Origin of the sequence: Microseira sp. BLCC-F43, assembly GCF_041929235.1 — a bacterium.
In the GTDB taxonomy this organism is placed as follows: Bacteria; Cyanobacteriota; Cyanobacteriia; order Cyanobacteriales; family Aerosakkonemataceae; genus Microseira.
This window is the reverse complement of sequence record NZ_JBHFNP010000348.1, coordinates 1-22,810: the sequence shown is the minus strand read 5'-3', so window position 1 is coordinate 22,810 and position 22,810 is coordinate 1. Positions and strand designations below refer to the sequence as shown.

The 22,810-nt window shown below is 41.2% G+C and carries 37 protein-coding genes; 17 read left to right on the top strand and 20 right to left on the bottom strand.

Annotation, left to right across the window (positions count from 1 at the left end; translation table 11 throughout):
* The first annotated feature begins 161 nt into the window (after positions 1–161).
* The 3 genes from ACE1CM_RS45900 to ACE1CM_RS45890 all read left to right on the top strand — a co-directional run bounded on the left by ACE1CM_RS45900 (position 162) and on the right by ACE1CM_RS45890 (position 3,921).
* On the top strand, positions 162–1,640 hold the full coding sequence (locus ACE1CM_RS45900) for an aspartate aminotransferase family protein (RefSeq protein ID WP_374886310.1): 1,479 nt from the start codon (positions 162–164) through the stop codon (positions 1,638–1,640).
* A gap of 89 nt (positions 1,641–1,729) precedes the next feature.
* Entirely contained in the window at positions 1,730–2,476 is a 747-nt protein-coding gene (locus ACE1CM_RS45895; protein WP_374886309.1) for a class I SAM-dependent DNA methyltransferase, read from the top strand.
* A gap of 101 nt (positions 2,477–2,577) precedes the next feature.
* Positions 2,578–3,921: an MFS transporter gene (locus tag ACE1CM_RS45890; RefSeq protein ID WP_374886308.1), complete on the top strand. Its 1,344-nt coding sequence runs from the start codon at positions 2,578–2,580 to the stop codon at positions 3,919–3,921.
* Between the two features lie 50 nt (positions 3,922–3,971).
* On the opposite strand, the gene ACE1CM_RS45885 is transcribed toward ACE1CM_RS45890, so the two are convergent.
* The 3 genes from ACE1CM_RS45885 to ACE1CM_RS45875 form a co-directional block, all read right to left on the bottom strand.
* Positions 3,972–4,205, bottom strand: a complete 234-nt coding sequence (locus ACE1CM_RS45885; RefSeq protein WP_374886307.1) for a hypothetical protein — start codon at positions 4,203–4,205, stop codon at positions 3,972–3,974.
* 68 nt (positions 4,206–4,273) lie between these two features.
* On the bottom strand, positions 4,274–4,645 hold the full coding sequence (locus ACE1CM_RS45880; RefSeq protein ID WP_374886305.1) for a hypothetical protein: 372 nt from the start codon (positions 4,643–4,645) through the stop codon (positions 4,274–4,276).
* Positions 4,646–4,817: 172 nt separating this feature from the next.
* Positions 4,818–5,318: a thermonuclease family protein gene (locus ACE1CM_RS45875; RefSeq protein WP_374886303.1), complete on the bottom strand. Its 501-nt coding sequence runs from the start codon at positions 5,316–5,318 to the stop codon at positions 4,818–4,820.
* 58 nt (positions 5,319–5,376) lie between these two features.
* Between ACE1CM_RS45875 and ACE1CM_RS45870 the strand changes: the two genes are divergently transcribed.
* The 4 genes from ACE1CM_RS45870 to ACE1CM_RS45855 all read left to right on the top strand — a co-directional run bounded on the left by ACE1CM_RS45870 (position 5,377) and on the right by ACE1CM_RS45855 (position 8,533).
* On the top strand, positions 5,377–6,129 hold the full coding sequence (locus tag ACE1CM_RS45870; protein ID WP_374886301.1) for a caspase domain-containing protein: 753 nt from the start codon (positions 5,377–5,379) through the stop codon (positions 6,127–6,129).
* A gap of 21 nt (positions 6,130–6,150) precedes the next feature.
* Positions 6,151–6,903: a D-Ala-D-Ala carboxypeptidase family metallohydrolase gene (locus tag ACE1CM_RS45865; protein WP_374886299.1), complete on the top strand. Its 753-nt coding sequence runs from the start codon at positions 6,151–6,153 to the stop codon at positions 6,901–6,903.
* A 429-nt stretch (positions 6,904–7,332) separates the two neighbouring features.
* Positions 7,333–7,695, top strand: coding sequence for a hypothetical protein (locus tag ACE1CM_RS45860; RefSeq protein ID WP_374886298.1), 363 nt, complete (start codon positions 7,333–7,335; stop codon positions 7,693–7,695).
* Positions 7,652–8,533: an RNA-guided endonuclease InsQ/TnpB family protein gene (locus ACE1CM_RS45855; protein WP_374886296.1), complete on the top strand. Its 882-nt coding sequence runs from the start codon at positions 7,652–7,654 to the stop codon at positions 8,531–8,533. Before ACE1CM_RS45860 ends, ACE1CM_RS45855 begins: the two co-directional genes overlap by 44 nt.
* Before the next feature lie 21 nt (positions 8,534–8,554).
* On the opposite strand, the gene ACE1CM_RS45850 is transcribed toward ACE1CM_RS45855, so the two are convergent.
* The 10 genes from ACE1CM_RS45850 to ACE1CM_RS45805 form a co-directional block, all read right to left on the bottom strand.
* Entirely contained in the window at positions 8,555–8,761 is a 207-nt protein-coding gene (locus ACE1CM_RS45850; RefSeq protein WP_374886295.1) for a hypothetical protein, read from the bottom strand.
* 68 nt (positions 8,762–8,829) lie between these two features.
* Positions 8,830–9,741, bottom strand: coding sequence for a DUF5131 family protein (locus tag ACE1CM_RS45845; RefSeq protein WP_374886293.1), 912 nt, complete (start codon positions 9,739–9,741; stop codon positions 8,830–8,832).
* A 12-nt stretch (positions 9,742–9,753) separates the two neighbouring features.
* On the bottom strand, positions 9,754–10,104 hold the full coding sequence (locus ACE1CM_RS45840) for a hypothetical protein (protein WP_374886291.1): 351 nt from the start codon (positions 10,102–10,104) through the stop codon (positions 9,754–9,756).
* A gap of 38 nt (positions 10,105–10,142) precedes the next feature.
* Positions 10,143–11,075, bottom strand: coding sequence for a DUF5895 domain-containing protein (locus tag ACE1CM_RS45835; protein WP_374886290.1), 933 nt, complete (start codon positions 11,073–11,075; stop codon positions 10,143–10,145).
* Between the two features lie 62 nt (positions 11,076–11,137).
* Positions 11,138–11,596 (bottom strand): hypothetical protein, encoded by a 459-nt coding sequence (locus tag ACE1CM_RS45830; RefSeq protein ID WP_374886289.1) that lies wholly within the window; start codon positions 11,594–11,596, stop codon positions 11,138–11,140.
* Positions 11,597–11,643: 47 nt separating this feature from the next.
* Positions 11,644–12,057 carry a hypothetical protein gene (locus ACE1CM_RS45825; protein ID WP_374886288.1) on the bottom strand — a complete coding sequence of 138 codons (414 nt, stop codon included), beginning with the start codon at positions 12,055–12,057 and terminating at the stop codon, positions 11,644–11,646.
* Between the two features lie 136 nt (positions 12,058–12,193).
* Positions 12,194–12,424: a hypothetical protein gene (locus tag ACE1CM_RS45820; protein WP_374886287.1), complete on the bottom strand. Its 231-nt coding sequence runs from the start codon at positions 12,422–12,424 to the stop codon at positions 12,194–12,196.
* A 108-nt stretch (positions 12,425–12,532) separates the two neighbouring features.
* Complete coding sequence (locus ACE1CM_RS45815; protein ID WP_374886285.1) at positions 12,533–12,742, bottom strand: hypothetical protein; 210 nt, start codon at positions 12,740–12,742, stop codon at positions 12,533–12,535.
* Positions 12,743–12,753: 11 nt separating this feature from the next.
* Entirely contained in the window at positions 12,754–13,248 is a 495-nt protein-coding gene (locus ACE1CM_RS45810) for an SLOG family protein (protein ID WP_374886284.1), read from the bottom strand.
* Between the two features lie 74 nt (positions 13,249–13,322).
* Positions 13,323–13,601 (bottom strand): hypothetical protein, encoded by a 279-nt coding sequence (locus tag ACE1CM_RS45805; RefSeq protein WP_374886283.1) that lies wholly within the window; start codon positions 13,599–13,601, stop codon positions 13,323–13,325.
* Between the two features lie 139 nt (positions 13,602–13,740).
* On the opposite strand from ACE1CM_RS45805, the gene ACE1CM_RS45800 reads away from it, so the two are divergent.
* Positions 13,741–13,983 carry a hypothetical protein gene (locus tag ACE1CM_RS45800; RefSeq protein WP_374886281.1) on the top strand — a complete coding sequence of 81 codons (243 nt, stop codon included), beginning with the start codon at positions 13,741–13,743 and terminating at the stop codon, positions 13,981–13,983.
* A 180-nt stretch (positions 13,984–14,163) separates the two neighbouring features.
* On the opposite strand, the gene ACE1CM_RS45795 is transcribed toward ACE1CM_RS45800, so the two are convergent.
* The 7 genes from ACE1CM_RS45795 to ACE1CM_RS45765 all read right to left on the bottom strand — a co-directional run bounded on the left by ACE1CM_RS45795 (position 14,164) and on the right by ACE1CM_RS45765 (position 17,675).
* Positions 14,164–14,490, bottom strand: coding sequence for a hypothetical protein (locus ACE1CM_RS45795; RefSeq protein WP_374886279.1), 327 nt, complete (start codon positions 14,488–14,490; stop codon positions 14,164–14,166).
* A 176-nt stretch (positions 14,491–14,666) separates the two neighbouring features.
* Entirely contained in the window at positions 14,667–15,101 is a 435-nt protein-coding gene (locus ACE1CM_RS45790) for a hypothetical protein (RefSeq protein WP_374886277.1), read from the bottom strand.
* A 236-nt stretch (positions 15,102–15,337) separates the two neighbouring features.
* Entirely contained in the window at positions 15,338–15,739 is a 402-nt protein-coding gene (locus tag ACE1CM_RS45785; RefSeq protein ID WP_374886275.1) for a hypothetical protein, read from the bottom strand.
* Between the two features lie 111 nt (positions 15,740–15,850).
* Positions 15,851–16,237, bottom strand: coding sequence for a DUF4326 domain-containing protein (locus ACE1CM_RS45780; RefSeq protein ID WP_374886273.1), 387 nt, complete (start codon positions 16,235–16,237; stop codon positions 15,851–15,853).
* 117 nt (positions 16,238–16,354) lie between these two features.
* Positions 16,355–16,777 (bottom strand): hypothetical protein, encoded by a 423-nt coding sequence (locus tag ACE1CM_RS45775; protein ID WP_374886271.1) that lies wholly within the window; start codon positions 16,775–16,777, stop codon positions 16,355–16,357.
* A 180-nt stretch (positions 16,778–16,957) separates the two neighbouring features.
* A complete protein-coding gene (locus tag ACE1CM_RS45770; protein ID WP_374886269.1) occupies positions 16,958–17,314 on the bottom strand; it encodes a hypothetical protein in 357 nt (118 codons plus the stop codon).
* 91 nt (positions 17,315–17,405) lie between these two features.
* Entirely contained in the window at positions 17,406–17,675 is a 270-nt protein-coding gene (locus ACE1CM_RS45765) for a hypothetical protein (protein ID WP_374886267.1), read from the bottom strand.
* On the opposite strand from ACE1CM_RS45765, the gene ACE1CM_RS45760 reads away from it, so the two are divergent.
* The 9 genes from ACE1CM_RS45760 to ACE1CM_RS45720 all read left to right on the top strand — a co-directional run bounded on the left by ACE1CM_RS45760 (position 17,666) and on the right by ACE1CM_RS45720 (position 22,666).
* Positions 17,666–17,848, top strand: a complete 183-nt coding sequence (locus ACE1CM_RS45760; RefSeq protein WP_374886265.1) for a hypothetical protein — start codon at positions 17,666–17,668, stop codon at positions 17,846–17,848. The genes ACE1CM_RS45765 and ACE1CM_RS45760 overlap by 10 nt on opposite strands.
* A 93-nt stretch (positions 17,849–17,941) precedes the next feature.
* Positions 17,942–18,853, top strand: a complete 912-nt coding sequence (locus ACE1CM_RS45755) for a hypothetical protein (RefSeq protein WP_374886263.1) — start codon at positions 17,942–17,944, stop codon at positions 18,851–18,853.
* A gap of 92 nt (positions 18,854–18,945) precedes the next feature.
* Entirely contained in the window at positions 18,946–19,221 is a 276-nt protein-coding gene (locus tag ACE1CM_RS45750; RefSeq protein ID WP_374886261.1) for a hypothetical protein, read from the top strand.
* 4 nt (positions 19,222–19,225) lie between these two features.
* The gene (locus tag ACE1CM_RS45745) at positions 19,226–19,729 is read left to right on the top strand and encodes a hypothetical protein (RefSeq protein ID WP_374886259.1); all 504 of its coding nucleotides are present in this window, start codon (positions 19,226–19,228) and stop codon (positions 19,727–19,729) included.
* Between the two features lie 537 nt (positions 19,730–20,266).
* Positions 20,267–21,082, top strand: a complete 816-nt coding sequence (locus ACE1CM_RS45740; protein WP_374886257.1) for a DNA cytosine methyltransferase — start codon at positions 20,267–20,269, stop codon at positions 21,080–21,082.
* 27 nt (positions 21,083–21,109) lie between these two features.
* Positions 21,110–21,544 carry a hypothetical protein gene (locus ACE1CM_RS45735; RefSeq protein ID WP_374886256.1) on the top strand — a complete coding sequence of 145 codons (435 nt, stop codon included), beginning with the start codon at positions 21,110–21,112 and terminating at the stop codon, positions 21,542–21,544.
* A 255-nt stretch (positions 21,545–21,799) separates the two neighbouring features.
* A complete protein-coding gene (locus ACE1CM_RS45730; protein ID WP_374886255.1) occupies positions 21,800–22,150 on the top strand; it encodes a hypothetical protein in 351 nt (116 codons plus the stop codon).
* Positions 22,096–22,467, top strand: coding sequence for a hypothetical protein (locus ACE1CM_RS45725; protein ID WP_374886253.1), 372 nt, complete (start codon positions 22,096–22,098; stop codon positions 22,465–22,467). Before ACE1CM_RS45730 ends, ACE1CM_RS45725 begins: the two co-directional genes overlap by 55 nt.
* A gap of 49 nt (positions 22,468–22,516) precedes the next feature.
* Positions 22,517–22,666 carry a hypothetical protein gene (locus tag ACE1CM_RS45720; RefSeq protein WP_374886252.1) on the top strand — a complete coding sequence of 50 codons (150 nt, stop codon included), beginning with the start codon at positions 22,517–22,519 and terminating at the stop codon, positions 22,664–22,666.
* Positions 22,667–22,810: the final 144 nt, after the last annotated feature.

The following is a 22,810-nucleotide window of genomic DNA, read 5'->3' as shown; positions in this document are numbered from 1 at the left end:
TGGTCGTTGGTGCGTTACGAAGAAAGCTAACGCACCCTACAAATAGATATGGTGGATGGTGTTGACGCTATCGAAGAGAGCACCCTACAAATAGGGTTGGGGGATCGATCCGTAAGTCCTGAGTTGACTGAATTCACGCAAAAAAAGGAAAAATAAATTTTATGAACCACACAGAAACTAGCTTACAAAAAGCTCAAACCCAATCGAACCAAAGTGAAAATTCCTGCCAGCAGTATCTGGAATCTTTCATTGCAAGCTACAACAACCGAACCAAAACATCAAAACAACTCGCGCAAACTTATCGCCCAGTGCTAGCCGATCCAAGAGTTTCAGAAGGATTCAATCTTCCTTTTAAGGAAATGTGCTATCCCATCGTTGGCAAGCGTTCTCAGGGGTCTAGGATATGGGACATAGATGGTAACGAATATATAGACCTGATGATGGGGTTTGGAGTAAATCTTTTTGGTCACAATCCGCCTTTTATTAAAGCAGCGTTAGCAGAACAACTTGAGCAAGGTATACAACTAGGGCCGCAATCTGAATTTGCTGGTGAGGTTGCTCAGTTAATTTGCGAACTGACGGGAATGGAACGAGTAGCTTTTTCTAATACAGGCACAGAAGCCGTGATGACTGCAATCCGTTTAGCACGAACTGCAACAGGTCGCAACAAAATTGCCTTATTTTCAGGTTCTTATCACGGGCATTTTGATGGAACTTTAGTTAAAGCACAAACAGGAGATGGAAATCCTCGTGGTGTAGCGATCGCACCTGGAATACCGCCAAATATTGTTGAAGATGTTTTAGTTTTAGATTACGGGAATCCTCAATCCCTAGAAATAATAGAAGCTCATCGGCAAGAATTAGCGGCTATTTTGGTTGTACCCGTGCAAACAATGCGACCCGACTTACAGCCTAAAATGTTTCTTCACCAACTCAGGCAATTGACAAAAGAGTCAGGAATTACATTGATTTTTGATGAAATGGTGATTGGCTTCCGCATACATCCAGGTGGGGCGCAAGCATGGTTTGAGGTTGAGGCAGATATAGCAACTTATGGAAAGATTGTTGGTGGTGGAATGCCGATAGGAGTCATCGCTGGTAAGGCTCTTTATATGGATGCGATCGATGGCGGTATGTGGAATTATGGAGATGCATCCTATCCTGAAGCGAAAACAACATTTTTTGCCGGAACTTTCTGCAAGCATCCGTTAGCGATCGCTGCTTCACGCGCAGTAGTTAAACATTTAAAAACTACTGGTCCCGCTCTTCAGCAACAGTTGAATCACCGCACATCACAATTTGTCGCAGCATTGAATGCTTACTTTGAAGAAGATGAAGTACCAATTCGGATGGCGAATTTTGGTTCCCTATTCGGTCCCGCTACATTAGGGCATTCCGGTGTAGCGGGGAATTCTGCTATCTCCCAGAGTATAAACTTACTACGATACCACTTGATGTACAGAGGAGTTCTCCTACTTGGTGGAGGTGGTTACTTATCCACAGCTCATACAAATGAAGACATCGATTGCATCATTCAAGCTGTGAAGGATAGCGTAGCAGAACTACGAGCAGCAGGTTTTTTGCCCGCCCTTTCTTCTAATTCCTCAAATGCAAGAGCAAAGATAAATCATACTAAATAGCCCTCAGTTTCGGGTATAGAGAGCCAAATCATCGGTTGGTTTAACCGAAGTAATTTCAAAACAGTTAGTCAAGCCAGGAGAAATATTTCATGTCTTCAGCACCTCGCTATTCCAACTACGATTCTATTGCTTGGGTATACAAAGAATACTTTGGTCATCAGCAGCTTGAGAAAGCACTATCACCTTTAGAAAAATTGCTGCTATCACATCTTCCTGAAAAAGCGCACATTCTCGACCTCTGTTGTGGTTCAGGAGAACTGGCACAACATCTGCTAACAAAAGGTTACCAAGTGACTGGACTAGATGGCTCAGAAACTATGTTAGGTTATGCTCGCGAGAATGCACTAGGCAGTGAATTTATTTTGAGTGATGCACGCTTCTTTGAGTTGCCACCTACGTTTAATGCAGTTGTTTCGATATCTGGTTCTCTTGCCCATCTCATAAAAATTGAGGAATTAACCTGTGCTTTCCGTAATGTGTATGCGGCGCTGCTAGAAAACGGCCTGTTCGTATTCAACATGTATTCTGAAGAAGAGTATCAGTCAGATTGGAACGGTAGCCTTTCTGGCGATGTCAAACAGGAATATGCCTGGGCTGTTCAAACGAACTATCACCCCGAAGAGAAAATAGGCAGACTTAATTTCACGGTATTCCAATTGGTAGAAGGAAACTGGCAGCGTTCTGACATTTCTGTAGAAGAAAGATGTTATGCGATCGCCGAAGTTCAGTCGGCTTTAGAAACAGTAGGTTTCACAGAAGTTAGTGTCTATGATGCCGAACGGGATTTGGCAGTAGAGCAAAGTGCTGGTCATCTCTACTTTGTTTGTCGTAAGTGACTAACCTGTACAGACATAAAAAGGCTAAAGCTCTGCGCTTAAGGAAAGGCAAAGTTATTCGCCTTGACAAGCCAATACCGAGCGAGTAAGTTCCAAAGATAATGACCAAATCGACCAACCTGCACAATTTCTTGATTATTTGGAGCGGACAGGTAGCTTCGATTTTAGGCTCAGAGATGACGAATTTTGCCATGACCATTTGGGCTTGGCAATTCACAGGTCACGCAACGCCTTTAGCTTTAATCGTTTTTTTTGTCCAGACACCCAGAGTCATTGCTGCTGCCTTTGCGGGGCCGTTAGTCGATCGTTGGAATCGCAAGCAGTTGATGATGATCGGCGATATGGCAGCCGGTATTTCTACGATTGCCATCCTTTTACTGTTAGCAACCAACCAGTTAGAAATATGGCACTTATATGTGAGTGGAGCGATTAAAGGGCTGTTTGGTTACTTCCAAGAATTGGCTTACTCAGCCTCGATGTCTACGATCGTTCCCAAGCAACATTACGCGCGAGCCACCGCGATGGAATCCTACATTTCCTATTCTGGTTCTGCAATTGTTGCACCAGCATTAGCCGGGACGCTCTACTACATTATTGGCTTGCAAGGAATTTTAGTTATTGATATTGTCACCTTTGCGATCGCTCTGGGTACAATCTCATTTGTGCATATTCCCCAACCAACAGCAACCGAAATTAAAGACATCAACAGCGGCAATATTTGGCAAGAGCTAACTTTTGGTTTCCGCTACATAATCAAGCGTCCTAGCCTTCTGGCAATTCTTGTTTTCTTGCTGAGTTCTAACTTAGTCACCAACGCAGGTGGTGCGATCGCAGCGCCTATGATTTTAGCCAAGAGCGGCAACGATGCAGCAGCGTTTGCCAGCGTGCAATTTGCCATTGGTGTAGGTGGGTTAGTTGGTGCCGCCGTATTGAGCGTTTGGGGTGGTCCAAGTCGTCGCATCCACGGGCTATTGCTTGGCGGCGCATTAGGAGATATTAGCGGCGTGATGCTAGGTTTGGGGCGGATACCATCAATTTGGATGCTAGCTGGCTTTTTTGAAGCATTCTTTTCACCTTTTTTCGGTAGCTGCAATCAAGCCATCTGGTTATCGAAAGTAGAACCCCATGTCCAGGGGCGAGTTTTTGCCTGCCGCTACCTGATTGCCCAGATTACTTCACCACTGGGACTGGCGATCGCCGGACCATTAGCCGATCGTATTTTCGAGCCAGCAATGATGTCTGGCGGCAGTCTAGCTGGAATATTGGGCGGCATGTTCGGTACTGGAGCCGGAGCCGGGATGGCACTTCAGTATACTTTATTAGCTGGCTGTGGCGCGTTGATTTGCTTGGGTGCGTATACCTTCCGCTTACTGCGTGACGTGGAAGACCTCGTGCCAGACCACGAGCAAAAGGACAGGTTAAGACAGTGGAACGAATATCAATGAATAAATTCGAGAATGCCAGTGCAAGCGGATGGTTTGACGCTTTTCATCGATCAGTTCTGCGATCGCGGTTTCATCGTACTTTCATAAGAACGGCGGAGGTCTTTAAGCTGATCGAGAAGTTTAAAGGATTCTCTAATTGAGGGTTGGATTTCAGCGGCTAAATTCCACCTTAGAGATTTAATTGCATAATCCACATCTTTTTGGAGCAAATCTATCGCTTTATCCACTTCTTCCTTAGTACGATTTTTATTTGATAAAACCTCACGAGCCAAAATTTTAGGCATCGAAAAAACTTACTTGACAAGCTACTATTGTAACAAGTTGCATAGATGCACCCAAAAAAACCAGGCAGTCAAAGTAGCGCTTGTTCTTTAGGAGTAGGACTTGGTTCAATCTCTTGAATTATCTCTTTAACTAAAGGTTCTGCTTTTGGGAACAGCAAAAAAATTGCGATCGCTATCAACAATCTCATCATTGTTGGAGTTGCGCTCGTTTCACAAACCTTTCCAATGATTTCAATTTTTTGGTAGGCTCGATCTAAAACCTCGATTTTTTCCTCAACTTCTGACAAATCTTTTAGACAGCGATCTTGGTTAACTTCTAGTGTCATTATTCTAGAAAGCAAAGTTTCTTTAGCCGCAATCGCGTCTTCTATTTGCTTAATTTTTGATGAATTTTCATTAGCGATTGTTTCAACTTCCGCTATTTTTTCTTTAAGATCCATTACTGTATTCCTTCATCTTAAAACTAACTATTTTTAAACTATGTATAGTTTCCTATTGTTAGCATCGTAAAAAATACCGATTTTAATTCTAAAGTTTTGATTAAGTCCGGTTAAATGTTCAGTAAAAACAACAGTGTTCTGAGAAAAATCTCGCCTACTGAGTTGATAAAAACTAGGAGCGCTGGCTTTTTTTCAGTTTGTAAGGAAGCAAAAAATTGGTTTCTGCCCAAAAGCCAAGCTTATGCTTTTTGGCCTCAGCACATGCAGATAAAATACCAATGTACAAATCTAAATCGTTGTTTGGAAAATCGTACTGCTGAAAAGGTAGTGAATTAGCTACTAATCCATTTTTGGCGAGAATTACTGCAATAGAGTTTCCGACATCTGGTGAATCAAAATACCAATCGCCGATTCTACGACCAAATGCATCTAGTTCGTTTTGAGCTACAATAATCTTTTTGCCACCAATTAAATTAGTTAAAAAGTGACGCGACAGCACGCCCCATTCCCAATGCTTAACTAATTCTGGGTTGTTAGATCTTTGTCTGGGTTTCCGTATTTCAGGTGCGTCTATCCACCTAGCCCGTGATTTAAAGCTGCTACCATTTTCCCGCACAACTAAAATAGTATCTCCGTCAAAAACATAATTAACCTTTACTTCAATAACTTCCATATTTTTCCGTTTTAATAGGGGGTTTTGGTTGGATTAGAATTGGATTAATAAAGCCCAAATGATGGTTATGTTTAAGGGAATATCGTTACATATTGGGATTAATAAAGTCAATCAACAATCTTATTATCCCATAAAAGTACCAGATTTGTTTGCTTGTGAAAATGATGCCGTAGCTATGCAGGTGATCGCAAAAAAGGTTGGGTACAAATCCGTAGTACTGAAAAGTGAAAGTGCAACTTACCAGTGTGTTACCAGTGCGATCGCGGATATCGCAAGTCAGCTTAAATCGGGGGATATTTTTCTGCTAACCTATAGCGGTCATGGATCGCAGTTGTTTGATGTAAATGGTGATGAAAGCGATCGCTTAGATGAAACTTGGGTACTGTACGACGATCAATTGATCGACGATGAACTATACAGGCTATGGTCTAAATTTGCACCCGGAGTCAGAATCCTAGTAATTTCTGATTCCTGCCACAGCGGAACTGTAGCCAGATTTAATCAGGTCAATGAAAGTGTTTCCAGGCAGAAGGTTTCGAGAGGAATAGCAGAAAAGTCAATGTTAGAAGTACAGGCTTCTGGTATTTTAATATCCGCGTGTAAAGATAATCAGGTTGCATGGGAAGTGGGAAAAAACGGGCTTTTTACTTCCAAACTAATTGAAGTTTGGAATCAAGGATCTTACAGAGGAACTTATCGGCAGTTTAGAAATGCGCTCGCTGCTAAGTTACCACGTCGCCAGTCACCAAATTACTTTCTGTTTGGCTCAAGAAACAACAGGTTTGTTAGACAAATTCCTTTTACCGTTTAGTTCATTAATTTGGGGGTTATTATGTATCCATATCTCAGCGAAGTCCTAAATTCTGAAAAGTCTTACCGATTAGAAGAAATCCCAGGGATCGGGATTAAAGAAATTCAGACGGTTTTAGTTAAAGCTGGATATTTGAAGATCGATGAAGTTGATGGAGTTTTAGGCGATCGCACTTCAATAGCTTTTCAAGGATTCAAAATAGATAATTACTTAGAGTTTCCCTTGACTCTAGGGGCATCAACTGCACAAGAATTATTGGATGCTGCGGGAGTAAATCACCCCAAAGATACGGAAGAAGCAGTAAAAACAGATTCTTTAACCGTAAAAGGATCTAATACAGGCAATTCAATGCGCTTACCAACAGGCGAAACTGTTTATGCCAATCAACTGATTATTGAATCAATCCCCCTTACTTGGGGAGAGATGACCAAAAATTGCACCCGCTTTCCTGCTACCAAAGAAATTGTCTTCAATATTGAAGTTATTACTAAAGAATTTGGTGAGATTAGGGATAAAGCTGGCGTGCCACTTGTTATCACTTCTGGTTATCGTCCAGCAGCTGTCAATCGGGCTGTTGGAGGAGCAAGGTTTTCTCAGCATGTTCACGGGCTAGCAATTGATGTATGTCCAAAACCTGGTACTATTTCTCTCAACAAGCTTTATGAGATTATTAAAGCAGTTGCAGTTACTGGCGGTATTGGAGATGGGCGTCATCGGGGCTTTATTCACCGCGATCGCCGTCCCAATAAAAGGGTAATCTATTTCGGCTATTAGAAACTTTTTGGTTTGATTGGGAATACTTTTTTTGGATGCAGTACTAAGAGTGCCTTAGAGCGAGGCTTTTTTCCAGAGGAGATAGCGTTATTCTGCTACGCTATCGAATAGCAGAATTTGTTTTTTGCTATTGGGCAAAGAATGTTACCCGTTAATTAAAGTTGGTTCAATCCAACTAGATTTAATTTGAGATTGATTGGCACCGATTCGTTGCGATCGCCAATGTCCCCGTCTCCAATGCGTTCTCGGACTGCATCGAGTTTGATGCTCTTGCGATAATTTAAAAGTTTGAGAATAGCGACAGGGCGTAAGCCCTAATCTCTTTTCGGGTAAGCGTCTACCACTTGCAAATAGTTGTGGTAGAATATGGATATGCTGACAATGAACTACACCTACCGCATTTATCTGGACCTTCACCAATCGGCAATCATGCTCCAATGGCTCGAAACGTCGCGCAAAGTTTATAACCGTGCGTTGCGTGAACTGAAGGATTGGACGGGTTCGCGTAAGTGTCTGGCGGATCGGTGTTCTATCGAGCGGGAATACATCATTCCAGCAGATGTCCCGTTTCCGTCGTACCATCGTCAGCAAAATGATCTGCCCAAACTGAAAGAGTCTTGGACGGATCTTAAGAATGTACATTATCAAGTACTTCAAACGACGATTCGACGCTTGCATGATACTTGGGAAGCCTTTCAAGAACGAGGGCATGGATTCCCACGATTCAAAAAGGTTGGACAATTCAAGTATGCTTGTGTTTCCACAGTTCAAAACAGATCCCATCATGGGTGACATCATCAATCTGCCGAAGATTGGGAAAGTCCCCATGAGTTTGTCTCGTCCCATTCCTGATGGATTCAAGGTGAAGCAAGTTCGGGTCTTGTCGAAAGCTCGTGGAACGCAATGGTATGTGGTGGTTTCGATTCAGTCTGATGTGTCCGTTCCCGATGTCCCCTTTCATGGGAGAGCTATCGGCATTGACCTCGGACTGGAGCGATTTGCAACGGTTTCTGATGGCAGCTTTTTTGAACGCCCAAAGTTTCTCAAGTCTCAACATCGCAAGCTGAAATTGCTGCAAGGTCGAGCGGCTAGAAAACAAAAGCGTTCTGCCAATTGGGAAAAAGCACAAATCAAGGTAGCCCGGTTGCATCATCACATTGCCAACACCCGTAAAGACTTCCATCTCAAAACGGCACATAAACTCTGTGACCAGGCAGAGACAATCTTTGCAGAAGACCTCAATACAGTTGGACTGAATCGAGGAATGCTTCGCAAGGATTGTATTGATGCGTCGTTCGGAGCTTTTCTCGATTTGCTCGAATGGGTGTGCTGGAAGCGTGGCGCGTTCTTTATGCGCGTCAACCCCAACGGTACGTCCCAAACTTGCCCACATTGCGGCGCAACGGTGCGTAAGTCTCTGGATGTCAGAGACCATCATTGTCCTGAATGTGGCTATCAAACTCATCGAGATCATGCTGCGGCTGAGATGGTGTTATTGCGTGGACTCAATTTAGTACCCGTGGACAATCGGGGAATGGAAACTGTCTGTGCAGGCGAACTACCGGGGGCGGAAACGTCTAGGCAAGTGCCGAAAGCCCGTAAGGGAGTAACCAGAAAGCCTAAGAAGTGATTCTTAAGAATCCCCATCCCTCTACAGGGTGGGGAGGATGTCAAGAGCCATTGAGGTAACAAAGTCATCCCAAGGTAAATAATTTCTGGGATTGTGAAATCTGCGTTGATTGAATGAGTGAAAGTAAATTGAATGCTTTACAATAACTCTTAGCTTTTTACCTACTTCTTGGGGATCGTTTGAATCAAAGATTGAGTCAAGTTCTATTTTAACTGGAACACCTTTCATAAAAACCCTCCTAGAATTTGTGAAGTAAAGATCTACTATGATGTTAAATAATAGTAGATCTTTATGGTTTAAAGTGGAAATTGTCTAAGTTTCAAATCGTCAGGAAATTCTTCGATCGCACCACCTTTACGGCTTTTAAGTTTTAGTTTGTAATGGCATTCAGCTACGCCATTGATGTTGTCTCGATGCGATATGCTAGGGCGCGCACGCTGCGCGAACGCATTAGTTCCCAATTGTTTGATAAACACAGGAACTTTTGCATTTTCGCATTGATGGACAAGCGATCGCAACCACTCAATATGACATGGACGAGCATTGTTTCCTGACTCGCCGCCTGCAATTACCCAATTGATACCGGGTGACAATTTACCTTCTGGGTCTTCGTACAAGTACGATTCAATATCGATTTGTTCCAGCATTGGTTCACAGCTTAAAAATCGCATTGCGGCTGGGGTTTCTAGTAACAAAGGTATTCGTTGATTAGCGGCTGATTGGTTTTCGACTGTGGTTCCTAACCAAACGTTAGGTAAAGGCCAGGTAAGATTGTGTACAAGTAAATTGATTCTCATTTTTGTTTTTGGCTTCGCGCAATATTCCAACATTCTTTGTGGGCGTTTAGTCAGGATTTGAAAAGTGTGTTGTTTTGCGATCGCCATATAAGCAAATACTTCATCTAGCCAGCGATCGCTAACCCATTCACCGAATAAATCAGTCATGGAACAAACAAAAATTTTATGTGGCTTTTTTAGTTTCACCCATGATTCCAATACACCTCGATCAAGTATTAGATTATTCGGAACAGAACCTGTATAAGGCAAGTGGCTAGCAAAACTGAAGTAATTACTTTGGTTCTGTGTTTCTGCATAACATTTTTGGCAGCCAGCAGAGATTTTCCGACACCAATGTCCACCGTGTGAACCGTCTTTTTTAACCAGGTGAATTGGATTACTTGTCATATCCGTCCATTGAATTAAACTCATTGATTTTTTCTCCTATTCGTTAAATGTGTTTAATACCCAGTTAATTGCTTGAAGTGCATCTCCTAAAGTAAGTTCACCATCATCTAAAGCTTCTTGTATTATATTTTTCCAGTGTGTATAATTTATAAGTTGCTCTAGACAAACAGATATTGCCTTCAGTTTTTCAAGCATTTCTTCCTTTGTATTGGGTGATATAAACTGACTGTAAAACTGCGTTCGCGAAACACTTAACCCTTTTGCTTCTAGCGGATAAATTACCGTTACCAATGATTTTGTGAGACTAACTACAACAATCTCACCTGTAAATTTTGAATTCATACGAATCCTTGGGTTCAAAAGTTCAACATCAAAAAGCGATAGCATAAAAAAAGAGCCAGGATTTCTCCTGACTCTTTAATAGCCTAATGTTTCGGCTTCAGTAACGAGCTTTTAGCTGGTGGTAAAAGTTGAGGTTCTTCACCTGGTGGCAGTGCAGATTTTATCGGTTCATCCGGCACAGCAGTTAACATTGCGAAGGAACTATTCATGTCAAACAGTTCCCAAATTGTATCCTTTTGATGTTTGCTTCCGAGAAACAAACTCGTGAAGTTTTCAACTGTTGGCTGTACATAAGAACCAACTTTACAGCAATATGATTTGTTGCTACCTTCACCTTCTTTGACTGCTTTGAATTCGCAGGCGAACACGCATAAACTACGCCAGCGATCGCTCTTTCCACTTGCACGACTCGAAGTGAATTTCGCAAACACTAATTCAATAGCGCTGTAAAATTCATCAAGCGCTTCCTTGATGCTCCAAAGAGCTACATTCTTGAACCGAATTCGGATTGGGCGCTGGTGCAGTGGTTCATTGCGATCGCTTAGAAAAACTACTAAATGCTCGGAAACAGCATCCATTGTTTTCTTTTCCAACAGATGCTTATTTTCATCGTACCAGCCAATGGCTGATAGGGCTAAATCCCCCAATTCATCTGCACTTTTGTACCGAATATAGGGGCGAACACAACCAAGAATTACCATTCGTACCTGGCTCAAGAAAATACCTTTCTCTTTGCCACTTGGCAATTCAAATTCAACAATTTCTTGCTCGCCGATCCAGACTGCCTTTACCAGGTTTTTCTCTGGAATAAATATTCCAGCAGGATTGTCGTTAATGACGATCGCATAGGGCAACCGGGGAATTCGCGGTGCATTAAATTCTTCTCCCAAAAGTTCAGGGTCGATTTCAAACTCAGAGGTTATTTCTTCGTTGATTGTGTTTGACATTTCACTTTCTCCGGTTAGTGCAGTTGTTTCAGTTATTTCAGTGAGTTCAGTTTTTTGCTTTGGTTTCATGGTTATCTCCTGAAAAGGAAACCAACTTCAACAAGCGATAGCACTGGTTTCCTTTTATTAAGTTAAAGATCCAAATCTAAATCCAAATCAATCAGTGAGTAATTTTTTTCAGCGATCGCATTACGCATTCTGTCCGCCATTCCAGGTTTTCCTTTGATTCCGGAAAAAGAGTAATCAAAGCAATCGTGATTTAAGTCTGCTGAAACTAAACTAATTGTGGTAATAACCTCAAATAGTTCCAGCTTGGCAGACTCAATGTTTTTTCTGTATTCTGTCCACGGGTAAAGGGCATTTGTTGTGCCATTGTTGAGTACAGAATAGCACCAGTCTCCCGATTGATCTAGAAAGCACAGTTGAACCCACAGTTGGGCTGGCATGTGAGCAAAGGGCTTTCCCCAAGTTGGTGTTGATGCCCAAAGAAGAATTACCTTTAACGAGTCACCAACATCAACTAATCCGTTTTTCTTTTCTAGGTAAACCCTTCCATATTTTCGATTGAATCTGTAACGTTTTAACTTCATTTCTATCTTCCCTAAATTCTCAAATTCAAAGGGCGATAGCACTTGGATCAATCAACAGATGATTGATTTAATTTTACCTGATTTAGATACACAGATAAACCAGGAACCAATTCAGAGTTTTCCTCACGGTGCTTGTCGTAATCGCTTTTTAGTTTATCTGTCTGTGGTGAAGATAGTAAACTATCTTGTTTTGATTCTAAGAGTGCGATCGCGTTGGTATGTAAATCGATTTCAGTTTCAATTTCTGCAATAGCGATCGCATTTTTACGAGCCAATTCAGCCGTTAGTCCTAGAATTTCCTGGTCTAGTCTAGAAAGTGTTTCATCCTCGTTATAACGTTTGCGAAAATGCAGGACAATTTTGGCTTTTCCGTTGTTGTAAACAATTTGGTTTTTCTTCTTGCCGTTGGATTTTACTTCAATAGCGATCGCATCAGGCGTAATTACCTCAATTTCGTCCATTAGTAACTAAATTTTTTCTCGCAAAAGGGCTAATTGTTCAAGGTAGCTCATTATGATATGCTTTGAAGGGTGATTATTGTTTCCATTTGGGCGTTACAGCAGTTTTCAGGAGGGTGTATGAAAGCTGCTGTTTTATTTAGTTTCTGCTGGCGCAGTCTGCAACTGTAGCAACTGAGGAAATAATTCTGATCGTTATTTCTGGATCAAACTGGTTCAGTTGTTTTACAGCCAGTTGAAAAGTTTTAAACTTTTCAATTGCATACAAATCATCAACAAAGCCTGTAATTTCCAGAAACCGATAATAATCGATTTCCCAGTAAGCCTTACTTAGCAATGCTAAAAAAAGTGCAATTGTTTCGTTGTTCATGAAATTTTATCTCAAGATCAAAACCATCAAGCGACAGCACCAATTACCAGATAGCATTTTTGAAATAGCGCTATCCGGTAATTGCTGTGAATAGCAGTGCAAAAACTGCTATTCTATTTTGCCTAATAGTGTCAGCAAGAAAGTACCAGCACTAATTGGAGTAAACTCTGTGGCTACAGATTCGTTTGGTTTACGAATTAAGTAGGTATTTTGGTTGGTGCGATCGCACTGAACAACCAATCCTTGTTTAATGGCCTCTGCTGCCAACAAAGTAATGCGAGAGTGAATGTGAGAAGTGATTACTTTTTTAGGTTTCATGATGCCCCCGATTAAAACAAACTTAATTGTTGATAGCGTTGTTTAAGGCAAAACTTTTTGGTTTTGGGATTGAAGATAACTGTGGGTAAGTTATGAGCGATCGCTAAACTTACTGCATGAAAAGTTCCCCCAGTTTTGGACCCGTTGTACACGGCAAGACAAAGAGCGGAGTGTTTAACCATGTACAAATTTCGTTGATTCATTACGCCTGGAAAATACTTTGGATAAAGCACTTTAACCGAGTCGGCTTTATCTAAAAGCTTTTTGTATTTGGCTTTCTCGCAACGTTTCCATAATTCTGATTGATCTAAACAGGGGACAATCGCAGTCCATTTTAGATGGCGCTTAGTCAATATTTCAGCAGCTATTTGATCTGCTCCTAGTGCCATGCCAATCAGAAAGTTTGTGGTGTTTTTATCCAATGCTAGATCTATTAAGTTGTTAATTCCTTGAAGATTAGAAGATAAATTAACAAGGTATCTGTGACCAGTAAAAAACGCCTTCATGGTTGACTCAATTTAAGTTGACAAAAAAAGCCCGTTTGACTAAACAAACGGGCATCAGTTTATTCAAGAGTCAGCTAGATTTCTTTTCTGACGTCATTCAAAATTTCTATTGCCTTTTCTAAAAAGGATTCAGCAAATTTCAGCCGCTGTTCTTTTGGCACAACATTGTTTTTCAGGTTTTTAAGCTGATATTGTGCGCTTAGTAAATTGGAGTAAGCGATCGCTAGCTTATTTTGCAATGGGGTTGTTTCATGCTTTTGGGTTGAATTCATTGCTACTTCGTCCTCCTCATAAATGTATTCCGGATAAGAAGCGTTGCCCCATTGAACCCATTGATTTATTTTGTATGGCATAACAGAAAAACGGTGAAAGGTCAAATTCAAAAAGCGATAGCATTGTTTAACAGTTGTTTGTTAGCTTTTGTTTTGTTTTCTTTTATTAAAGATCAAGGACGCTACCGCGTATTGAAGTTGATGAGTTCAACTATTCGCCATGAAAGCAACGTTTTCATACCAAGGGGTTACTGCTTACTTTTGGCAGGAGTCCTGGAGTGATGAAAAGATTTGGCATTATTGCTTTGATGTGGACGAGATGCAGATTCCCGGTACAAAAGATTTGGGAGAAACCACTGCGTTAGCGATCGCTTGGATTAATAATTTCATCGCTCAGTACGGGCCATTAGAAGAAATAAATCTTCTAGCTCTTCCTGATGAGTTTCCAGAAGTAGACTTTTAGACAAAAGATCCCAGATCCATAAAGGATTTGGGATCTTTTTTTTAATGCGATTGAACTCGACTCTAAGTGCGCGATATGCCAAGGAATAGCTGAGCGATATGCCAAGGGCTAGCTGCGCGAACGCAGCCTGAATCAATAAAAAAAATCCCAGATCCTTAAAAGGATCTGGGATTTTTTTAACTAGAATACAACGGGTGAATTCGTATCAGACTGTTCAACAAACCCATTATCTCCGTTATCACGACTACGACGGACGGAATAATACTCATTCCGAATGTTAATAAGTTCGTTGACAGTGTACCCCAACTCACCAATTAGTTTAGTGAGTTTTGGCAAATCCATCTTCTGAACTTCATGTTCGTTCCACTCTACCAGAAATTGTTCGTAGCCTTCAAGCCCACGAATATTCTGATTTTCCGCCTTGTACGCTTGCCAAGCAAGAATTCGCAGTGCATCACGAATTTGAGATTCTTGCTTAGCCTTTTTGGAAGGGATATTGATAGCCATGTTAGGAAACCAAAAAACATCAAATTCAAATCGCGGTAGCGACCAAAATCTCTGATTAGGGTTGAATTGTGAATCCCCTTTAACGCAATAGTTCGCCAAGATCCGCGATATGCCAAAGGCACGCTATTAACCAAAGCATTAAAAAACCCCCAGATCCGCGCATCTGGGGGAAACAACTATCGCTTAGGAAAATAACCTTTTGCTTCGTTCAACTTCCAAAATACAATACTAATTTCTTGACTTAGTATCTTTGGAACAGAGTGAAAAACTTTGCAGTTAAACTCAACGATATCGCCATCACTAAGTTCGTATTGCTTGTGGTCGCGATCGCCATAACCAAAGATCGCTTTACCCAAATTGACATTTTTAGCGATCGGCATGGCATAACTATGATCGCGGTGAGGAAGGATCTTTCCATGACTGGTGAAACCATTGTGCTTGCCGCCAAAGGTAAGCAATCCGATATTACAGCCGGGAAAAACCCTTTGGCTAAACTGATAAATGCGTGAGTCGTAGTATGCTTTAGTTATTTCACCAGTCTTTAAATTACATTCGTGAAATAACCAAAGACGGTATCTGCCTTTAGCATAATTGCTAACATCGGGATTCATGCTAGCAACTCGATCCCTACACCACTGCCGCAGATCTTCTTTTCTGCAACTCGGCCTACCAGTTTAAGACGATCGGAGTAACCGTACTTCATAGAGAATTCAAACTCGTCAGTTTCAGTACGCGGTAGCGATCGAGATTGTTGCTTACAAACCTTTTTTTCTGTAACGGTGAACGATCGCCACAAATAGAAATAAAAAAACCCCAGATCTTTAGCAGATTTGAGGATCTTTAACCACTAACTGTTGGCAATATACCAATCAACAAACCGCTTAATGAGTTCTGCTACCGGCTTATCATGCTTGGATAAATACCAAAGAGTGACCTCGTTGCCATCTTTGACAGTGTTGATCAAACTAAGCAAGTAGCGATCGATCTCATTTTCCTGGACGGATTGCCAAAGAAGCCTCCGTTTTTCTTCTACAGATTCACCGGGAAGGTTATAAGGAGATATACCTTTGGACTGCTTGCGAGCCCAGCTTGCTAATTGGATATTACTTTCACAATAACCAATAACCTTATTCAGCTTGATAAACAGTTGCTGCTGTTCAAAAGTTAATGGTTTTCCATCAACAAAGATCGATCCGGTTTGGCTGTTAATACCAATGTGAAGATCTTTGACATTTTGGATAAGGATCATGGGATTTTCCTCTTAACATCATCTTCAATACGCGGTAGCGTCCAAAAGGCTGTGATGTTAACGATCATCCCAAAAAAATAGAGCAAGAGCATTATTGCTGAGGCTTTAGCGCTATCTTTCTTTTTCCATTATCCATTTAACGCAACGTACAATTACATCGGCATGGCAAGGCAGAGGATGACACCAACAAGTCAAAACAAGATGTTTTCCTTTGTTAAGGCGATCGCGAATAGCTAGCAGTTCACCAACTACTGGATTAACCGTTCCCTCTTCTTGCCAAGACTTGATCTGTTGCCACAGCCATTTCCGGTAAAGTTCAATCACTTCAGAGCGTGAGCCATCCTTACCAATCACATAAGGGTTAGCTAAAGGACTTTGGGATAATCTGTAGCCAACGTGTTTTCTACCTACATAAATCGCATCAGAGGCAATAAATCCTATTTTTTTGCCATTGGCAACGCTAATCGATCCAGTTTTTTTCATAACTAAGATTTTCATAAACATCAACTTCAATATGCGTTAGCAACCAACTATGTTGGACTAAAGGGCGTTCGCGCAGCTAGCCCTTGGCGTATCGCAGCCGTCCACGCGATCGCGTAAATGGGAAAGGTTGCGCTAACTGTCTATTTGCTTAATTTTTGAAACTAATTCAAAAGCACCTATTAGACAGAGAATAAAATTGCTCTTTCTGCCCACTCCTTCCCACCTTGATCCCGGATTTCCTGTAACAATGTGTTGACATTTTTCTAACCAAGCAACACCGCCATTGTTTGCGATTGCATTAAACAGTGTTGGATACTGAAAGAGTTTTGCTGTTAAAATTTCTATCATCAATTGCATATCGTGCTTGAGATGGTTTGATTTGAACGCCTGATAGGCTTCCTCGGCATCAGCGAAAACACTGCCGCGAAATGTGACGGGATAAAGGTTTTTAACAGACCTTTTAAGATAACTCAGTTCAGTTGGGTTTGTTAACGCTGCGCCTAAACCCTTCATTTCTTTGCAGCCAGACCAAATATTAATTCCGTTAGCTCTCATTTTTATCTCTTCCAAGTACATCAAATTCTAAAAGCGATAGCATCCAATTTAATTAAAAAAGTAAACCAAAACATTATTGGTTTTGTTAAAATTGTTCTTGTCTTCCACCAACTGCATTCATTGATAACAAATAGCGCTATTTCCGTTATTTTGGAGTAGCGCTATTTATTAAGGTATCTGCTATTGGAGAGTCAGAAGTTCAAGAACAGAGTCAGGACTAAGCCCCCTGATTTTGATTTCCAAAGGAAACTTAGTAACGCGCTTGGTACGACGTGGATTACCTTCCCCTTTGTGAAAGTAACCACCGTTGCTAGCAATCCATTGGCGAAACTTATTGGCTTCGCTATGCGATCGCAATCCAATGTAAGTGATAAAGCTAATGAATCCAGAATCCTCATCCGGTGATTCTTGCCAGTAAAACTGGTTGCTAAAAGTCCCGCAAATGGTAATGCGATCGCTCAATTCAACAACAAGGTAATTGCCGTGGGGGGAACTTTCAATTATTTTTCCTTCAAGGCCGCAGAAGTTAATGTTCATGGTAAAATTGGGTTAAACGGAAGAACGGTTAAGTAAAAAAACCTTGGTTATTCCAAGGTTTTTTCGTTAGTGTTTTGACGTTACGCAACGTCTAACTATCAAGCCAAATCAAGGTATATCCTTGAAAAGTAACGGCGCGTAGCAAATCATCGTCACAAAGAACGATGATATTTCCATCGCGTGAGATTGAATGAATGCTGAAAATTCTCGATTCCATGAGAATTGCATTAATTTGCTCTACGGTCAAAGAAACAGAAGTTGCGAGTTTCATATCGAATCCGTTGGAAACATCAACTTCAAATAGCGGTAGCGTCCAATCCTTTCGGATAAAACAAACTTTTAAGAGGTCTAATGCTGTCAAGGGAATTTGTTGAAAACTGGTGTCAAAAAAACGGCTACACAGATCCAGAGTTGATAAATCATGAATGGTGGGCAATACCGCCAGAAGGCTTTATTCCTATACCAATACTGCAAGCCAAAAAATCTTTATCAAAGGCTCAAAAAATCCGCTTAATCGTTGATAATATTTGGTAAAACCTGGTAACATTTAAGGGTTAAAACTTTCATCATACTCGCACTTGCAGTCGGGTAATTAACTGGAACAAAGCCGAAAAACCAGGGGAAAATATGTCCGCAGGAAAACTAAGCTTTAGATCAACGGAATATAGGGTAAGAGAATCAGGAGAATGGTTAACCCAAAAAGTAGGTGTAATACGGACTGAGGGAACAACTGGTGCAGTAAGCGTCAGGGTAACCAATTCCTCAAACAGTTCAACTCCAGGACGAGCAACTAGAAAATTAGACTTTGAACCAATTAACCCAACTTCTTCAACAGGAACGGGTCAGGTTTTGAATTGGGCATCAGGGGAATCGGGAATAAAATTTTGCGAATTTAGAATTCTTAACGATGATTTAGTAGAAGGGAATGAATTTATTCCGCTATCTTTGGGAAGCTATACAGGTGGTGCGGCTCCAGGAAATATAACCACAGCTTCTTTAGTTATAGTTAACGACGACTCCCCAATCCCAGAGCATCGGTGGGACGGAACATCTTTACAATTCAAAAACCCAGATGGGACGTGGGGTGTTTCCACTAACTTAAAAGGCTTAAGCGGCGAAAAAGGTGAACCAGGCTCCAAGGGTGAAAAGGGCGATCGCGGTGAACCAGGAACCCTTGGCGGGAGTATTGAGGAAAAAGTAATATTACACCAAATGGTTTCTGGAGGAGAAGTTGATCTAGAAAATCCTTTAATTGTGGTTCAAAGAATTTCGATCAATAAACCAGCCAGAATTAGAGGATACCTTTCAGCCAAAAGTCGGTTAGAAGATGCAAATCGACCCACATTTGTATACCCAGTTCAAAGCGAATACAACGGTGGAGGAATTTTATTTTATCTGGTATTGGGAGTAAATAAAAAATCTGATTTGGATTTTTCATTAACGCCTCAAGTAGTAACATCAAAGCAAAAAATGTTTTTGCAAGTTGATGATTTATCGATGGATAGTTCACCGATAAATTTGGCGATCGTTGGTTTATAATCAAATAGGCGATCGCTGTGTGAGGTGAAGCTCTCAACCACCAGCACAGTCCATACAAAAATCTCACAGTTCCAACCACAAAAGGAGAATGTATGCCAGTAGGATTCAAGGAAGAAATAGTAGCAGATAACTGGAACGCAGATAAATTCAGATCCGCCCTAGTATCGCGATTAATTAATGTCGGATACTCTCAAGTAGTAGCAGCAGGCAACGATTTAATATTCAGCATAAAAGCGCCAAACAGTTCAACACAAAAAGACTCGGCACTTTTGAGACTGTTGGTAGAACAATCAAGCGGCACAAATATCAAAACCCAAGTGTGGCAGGGGGATGAAGTAAACGGAAATAATTTGCAAGGGCTCGGCTAGTGTAATGTCCGACGCACACGGTTCGACAAACAATATTGGATATGGTTCAAATGAGTCATTCCCAATTAAGTTTGTTTCACTTTCATCGCCGGAAGTTAAGCTAGTGGCTTGGCATCGCGCAGACAATCAGCAGGGATTAGGAAACGCTGGGTTTATATTCCCAGCTAAAAAATCTCAGTGGTGGAACGAAACATCTTTGTTTGCTTTTGCAGCAACCGGAACGGATGTTAATAGCTTGCGGTGTTTGCCAGGAAATTCTTATGGCCCCTCTTTCGCTGACTTCTCCTTTTTCCCAGAAGGCTTTCCAAATGGCGTAAACTTCGGTGGAACAAGAGATTTAGTTAAACGCATAATTTGTTCCAGAGATGGCGGAGTAGCAGCGGAATCAAGTTCAGATATTGGTGTTTTGGCGGCAGGTGGTATGGGACAACTTGCTCAACACGAAATAAATTCTGAAGTTTGGGTGAATATTCGTAACGCTCGTAGTATCGCTTTCAGAATTGCTTAACCATTTGCGATAAAACGCAGGTTTGTTACGCGATCGCTCCTTATAAAAGCGCGCAACCAATAGCGCGCGCAACTTTTACTCTTTATCCCAACGATCATGGAATCACCAACTTTTGAACTAGAAGTAGTCTATTCAGGCATTACAAGCACAATTGCTACCCCACCCATTGAAAGGCCAAACACACATTGGGATAATTGGGGCGATCGCGCTCTTTGGGGTCAGCCGATACGACAAACGCCATCGCTACCACCTGAAACCGTAAATGCCATCAGGTATCAATACCCGCACGGACAAATTTATCCAAGGTAGTTGAAGGCATTCCCAGGTTCTCCTGGGGTGTCGTAACAGCCGCGATTGAACTCGGCCCGCACTCGTGGCCTGTTAATACTAATTACCAATTACCAGTTAACTATTACCAATTACCTGTTACTAATTACCCATTACCCGTTACCAATTACCAATTACCAATTACCAATTACCAATTACCAATTACTAATTAACAATTACTAATTACCCATTACCCATTACCCATTAAAAATGAAACTAAGATGCATAGATTATTTGGCTGGGATAGGAGCGTGGGAATTAGCTATTGATTTAGTAAACATAAATTATCTTGTTCAATTTAACACAATTAAGTTTATTGAAATTAACCCTTTTGCATTTCATGTATTGCGATCGCATTACCCCGACATTCCAATTCACTCAGATATCAGAAACTACCAACCAGTACCAAGTGAAGCAGACATCTATTTAATTTCCTTTCCTTGCACAGGTACATCGATCGCAGGAAAGCGAAATGGCCTCGAACATCCAGAATCAAATTTATGGTATGAATCACTGCGATGCATCATTTTTGGAAGGCCAAAGTTTGTGGTTGTGGAACAACCTGAAGGTATTGTCAACCGAGGACTTCGAGCGGTTGTTGCCGGACTCCACTTGGCAGGATATCAAACAGAAATTGAAATTATCTCGGCGGCGGAGCTTGGAGCGCCCCATAGAAGAAACCGAATTTTTATTATTGCCTACGCCGACAACTTATGCATTAAGCAGCGGAAAGGGTGGTGCGAGTGGTCTGACCAAATTAGAAACCACATTGCGATCGCAAGGTCGCTTGAGTACCCAAGCCAAACTAAATCCCAAGCTTTGTCTTTGGATGATGGCCTTTCCAGATACCTGGCTGGATTGTCTTTTTCAGAGTGGTGGAAACGAAATTTAGCTCCGCGTTCTTCGGGAGTTGGAATGAAATTAAATGGTAGAAGAGAGGCGATCAATTTAACTGCAAGGTCGATTGTACCGCTACAAGCTGCGATCGCTCTGATGCGAGTTAAACATTTAGCGATGTTACTATAGTATTGGAAAATTATTCCCGACTTACATATGAGTTTTTTACAACAAATTCAACACGGAACATGGGTAGGAAAGGATGTATTTCAGCTTCCACAGTGGCTGCTTAATGCAACTGGAAGCCCTGAACAGTGGTTTTTGGGAATACCAGTAGTTAGAGATTTAATTGAGAGCGTTGTTGGGATCAGACATGCTTTTGAAGACCTTCGGGTTCACGCTACAGAAAGTGGTCAAGAACTCTTGGGAATGAGCGGAACAATTTTAGATACGCTTAAAAGTTTTATTGAAACAGCGCACGCCATAAATAGAGCATTTAATTCAAAGGTTCACCCAAATCCAACCGGCACTGGAAATAGTCAACTAACACGCTTGCGAGTTAGTAATGATGAAGTAATAATTTATAGAAAAACTTTAGGATTTAACAACAAAGATTCTCTAAAAATCGGTAGAAAATTATCAATATTTTAACAGATAATTTTACCAGCAATGCAAGGAATTATAAGCGCAAGAGAGCAAATGGCGCAATGGGAAGAAAATGCAGTTAATCGTTTGAATCAAATGCTGCAATAAGCAAGAAGTAGAGTCGAAAACGAAACAGGAAGAATTAAACGAAAAACACAAAGGCTAATAAGAAATATTACTAACGTTTTAGGACAATCAAGAAGTGGAAGATCTACACAATTTGCAAACATAGAAAGTTTAGTTCATTCGCGTGCAATTGTTTTGGTTCCGACCGTAGCAACTTCTGTTATTCCTTCTGTTATGGGAACAGTTGCTATGATAAAGGCGATCGCTACCATGCTTCTATCCTCATTTAGCTTGTCAGGATTATCAACCGCTGGGGTAAGTGCGCTCGCCTATGCAACAACCGCAACTGCTCTAAAAGTCCTCGGCAGTACAGGAGCAAATGCTTGTCGATACCTTTGCGCCGGTGCGTTAAAAGCTATTCCTGTTACACTCATACCCAGAGTCTTTTCTCATACAAAAATGTTCGCTGGTGCATGGAGCTTTATTGGTGCTTGGAGTCTTCCAATAATAATCGCTGCCATAATTATTGTTTCAAATCCAGATTAGATGAAGTCATCGGTCAACAAGTCTTCATTTTTGCCGAACCACAAAATAATGAAAATAATTTGCTAGAGCGGGTAACACCAGATATGTTATATGCAAAAATACAGGTATATGAAGATTTGGATATTAGAGAATACCTAGTAAAAAATGCTGAGGATCTTTGTTGGGAAACCGGAAATAAATATGAAAATATCTATGGTTTTACATTGGAAGAAGATGATGTGACGCTATCATTTTTGCTTAATGATTTTGAGCCAGTGAAAGTCTCTAACACAAACTTTGCTCGATTTGCTGTGTATGCTGATGAAGAATTTTACTAAGTTTTAACTCCGGAATTAATTACAGGGCAAGGACTATAGTCTAATATAAATGCTAAATTTTGTGCGATCGCTAAAATTGGGGGGAAATATGCTAGAAAAACTAACGCCAAAAGAAACTACACCAGAACAACCAACACCAGAACAACCAGAAGAAATAAGGAGAGAATCTAAAACAACGATATTTAGAAACATTAGGTAAGTTGAGGATGGAAGCGTGCGACTCGTTTCTAGGTAAATCCATAGCCTAGAGTCTGTTGAGGTCGCCTGATAAATAGCTCAACAGATAACTGTGATGGGATGTAAGTGAAAGCCTTACCCTCTAGGGATGGAGTGACGCCGAACC

Excerpts from the sequence above, each read along its gene's own strand:
- ACE1CM_RS45800 (WP_374886281.1), top strand. The coding sequence starts at position 13,741 with ATGAAAGCAACGTTTTCATACCAAGGGGTTACTGCTTACTTTTGGCAG.
- ACE1CM_RS45740 (WP_374886257.1), top strand. The coding sequence starts at position 20,267 with ATGAAACTAAGATGCATAGATTATTTGGCTGGGATAGGAGCGTGGGAA.
- ACE1CM_RS45795 (WP_374886279.1), bottom strand. The coding sequence starts at position 14,490 with ATGGCTATCAATATCCCTTCCAAAAAGGCTAAGCAAGAATCTCAAATT.
- ACE1CM_RS45735 (WP_374886256.1), top strand. The coding sequence starts at position 21,110 with ATGAGTTTTTTACAACAAATTCAACACGGAACATGGGTAGGAAAGGAT.
- ACE1CM_RS45720 (WP_374886252.1), top strand. The coding sequence starts at position 22,517 with ATGCTAAATTTTGTGCGATCGCTAAAATTGGGGGGAAATATGCTAGAA.
- ACE1CM_RS45830 (WP_374886289.1), bottom strand. The coding sequence starts at position 11,596 with ATGAAGTTAAAACGTTACAGATTCAATCGAAAATATGGAAGGGTTTAC.
- ACE1CM_RS45750 (WP_374886261.1), top strand. The coding sequence starts at position 18,946 with ATGCCAGTAGGATTCAAGGAAGAAATAGTAGCAGATAACTGGAACGCA.
- ACE1CM_RS45780 (WP_374886273.1), bottom strand. The coding sequence starts at position 16,237 with ATGAAAATCTTAGTTATGAAAAAAACTGGATCGATTAGCGTTGCCAAT.
- ACE1CM_RS45835 (WP_374886290.1), bottom strand. The coding sequence starts at position 11,075 with ATGAAACCAAAGCAAAAAACTGAACTCACTGAAATAACTGAAACAACT.
- ACE1CM_RS45840 (WP_374886291.1), bottom strand. The coding sequence starts at position 10,104 with ATGCTATCGCTTTTTGATGTTGAACTTTTGAACCCAAGGATTCGTATG.
- ACE1CM_RS45805 (WP_374886283.1), bottom strand. The coding sequence starts at position 13,601 with ATGCCATACAAAATAAATCAATGGGTTCAATGGGGCAACGCTTCTTAT.
- ACE1CM_RS45745 (WP_374886259.1), top strand. The coding sequence starts at position 19,226 with ATGTCCGACGCACACGGTTCGACAAACAATATTGGATATGGTTCAAAT.
- ACE1CM_RS45880 (WP_374886305.1), bottom strand. The coding sequence starts at position 4,645 with ATGGATCTTAAAGAAAAAATAGCGGAAGTTGAAACAATCGCTAATGAA.
- ACE1CM_RS45870 (WP_374886301.1), top strand. The coding sequence starts at position 5,377 with ATGATGGTTATGTTTAAGGGAATATCGTTACATATTGGGATTAATAAA.
- ACE1CM_RS45825 (WP_374886288.1), bottom strand. The coding sequence starts at position 12,057 with ATGGACGAAATTGAGGTAATTACGCCTGATGCGATCGCTATTGAAGTA.
- ACE1CM_RS45885 (WP_374886307.1), bottom strand. The coding sequence starts at position 4,205 with ATGCCTAAAATTTTGGCTCGTGAGGTTTTATCAAATAAAAATCGTACT.
- ACE1CM_RS45875 (WP_374886303.1), bottom strand. The coding sequence starts at position 5,318 with ATGGAAGTTATTGAAGTAAAGGTTAATTATGTTTTTGACGGAGATACT.
- ACE1CM_RS45790 (WP_374886277.1), bottom strand. The coding sequence starts at position 15,101 with ATGAATCCCGATGTTAGCAATTATGCTAAAGGCAGATACCGTCTTTGG.
- ACE1CM_RS45850 (WP_374886295.1), bottom strand. The coding sequence starts at position 8,761 with ATGAAAGGTGTTCCAGTTAAAATAGAACTTGACTCAATCTTTGATTCA.
- ACE1CM_RS45895 (WP_374886309.1), top strand. The coding sequence starts at position 1,730 with ATGTCTTCAGCACCTCGCTATTCCAACTACGATTCTATTGCTTGGGTA.
- ACE1CM_RS45755 (WP_374886263.1), top strand. The coding sequence starts at position 17,942 with ATGTCCGCAGGAAAACTAAGCTTTAGATCAACGGAATATAGGGTAAGA.
- ACE1CM_RS45860 (WP_374886298.1), top strand. The coding sequence starts at position 7,333 with ATGCTCCAATGGCTCGAAACGTCGCGCAAAGTTTATAACCGTGCGTTG.
- ACE1CM_RS45845 (WP_374886293.1), bottom strand. The coding sequence starts at position 9,741 with ATGAGTTTAATTCAATGGACGGATATGACAAGTAATCCAATTCACCTG.
- ACE1CM_RS45865 (WP_374886299.1), top strand. The coding sequence starts at position 6,151 with ATGTATCCATATCTCAGCGAAGTCCTAAATTCTGAAAAGTCTTACCGA.
- ACE1CM_RS45785 (WP_374886275.1), bottom strand. The coding sequence starts at position 15,739 with ATGATCCTTATCCAAAATGTCAAAGATCTTCACATTGGTATTAACAGC.
- ACE1CM_RS45855 (WP_374886296.1), top strand. The coding sequence starts at position 7,652 with ATGCTTGTGTTTCCACAGTTCAAAACAGATCCCATCATGGGTGACATC.
- ACE1CM_RS45815 (WP_374886285.1), bottom strand. The coding sequence starts at position 12,742 with ATGAAACCTAAAAAAGTAATCACTTCTCACATTCACTCTCGCATTACT.
- ACE1CM_RS45770 (WP_374886269.1), bottom strand. The coding sequence starts at position 17,314 with ATGAACATTAACTTCTGCGGCCTTGAAGGAAAAATAATTGAAAGTTCC.
- ACE1CM_RS45775 (WP_374886271.1), bottom strand. The coding sequence starts at position 16,777 with ATGAGAGCTAACGGAATTAATATTTGGTCTGGCTGCAAAGAAATGAAG.
- ACE1CM_RS45810 (WP_374886284.1), bottom strand. The coding sequence starts at position 13,248 with ATGAAGGCGTTTTTTACTGGTCACAGATACCTTGTTAATTTATCTTCT.
- ACE1CM_RS45890 (WP_374886308.1), top strand. The coding sequence starts at position 2,578 with ATGACCAAATCGACCAACCTGCACAATTTCTTGATTATTTGGAGCGGA.
- ACE1CM_RS45900 (WP_374886310.1), top strand. The coding sequence starts at position 162 with ATGAACCACACAGAAACTAGCTTACAAAAAGCTCAAACCCAATCGAAC.
- ACE1CM_RS45820 (WP_374886287.1), bottom strand. The coding sequence starts at position 12,424 with ATGAACAACGAAACAATTGCACTTTTTTTAGCATTGCTAAGTAAGGCT.
- ACE1CM_RS45760 (WP_374886265.1), top strand. The coding sequence starts at position 17,666 with ATGCTGTCAAGGGAATTTGTTGAAAACTGGTGTCAAAAAAACGGCTAC.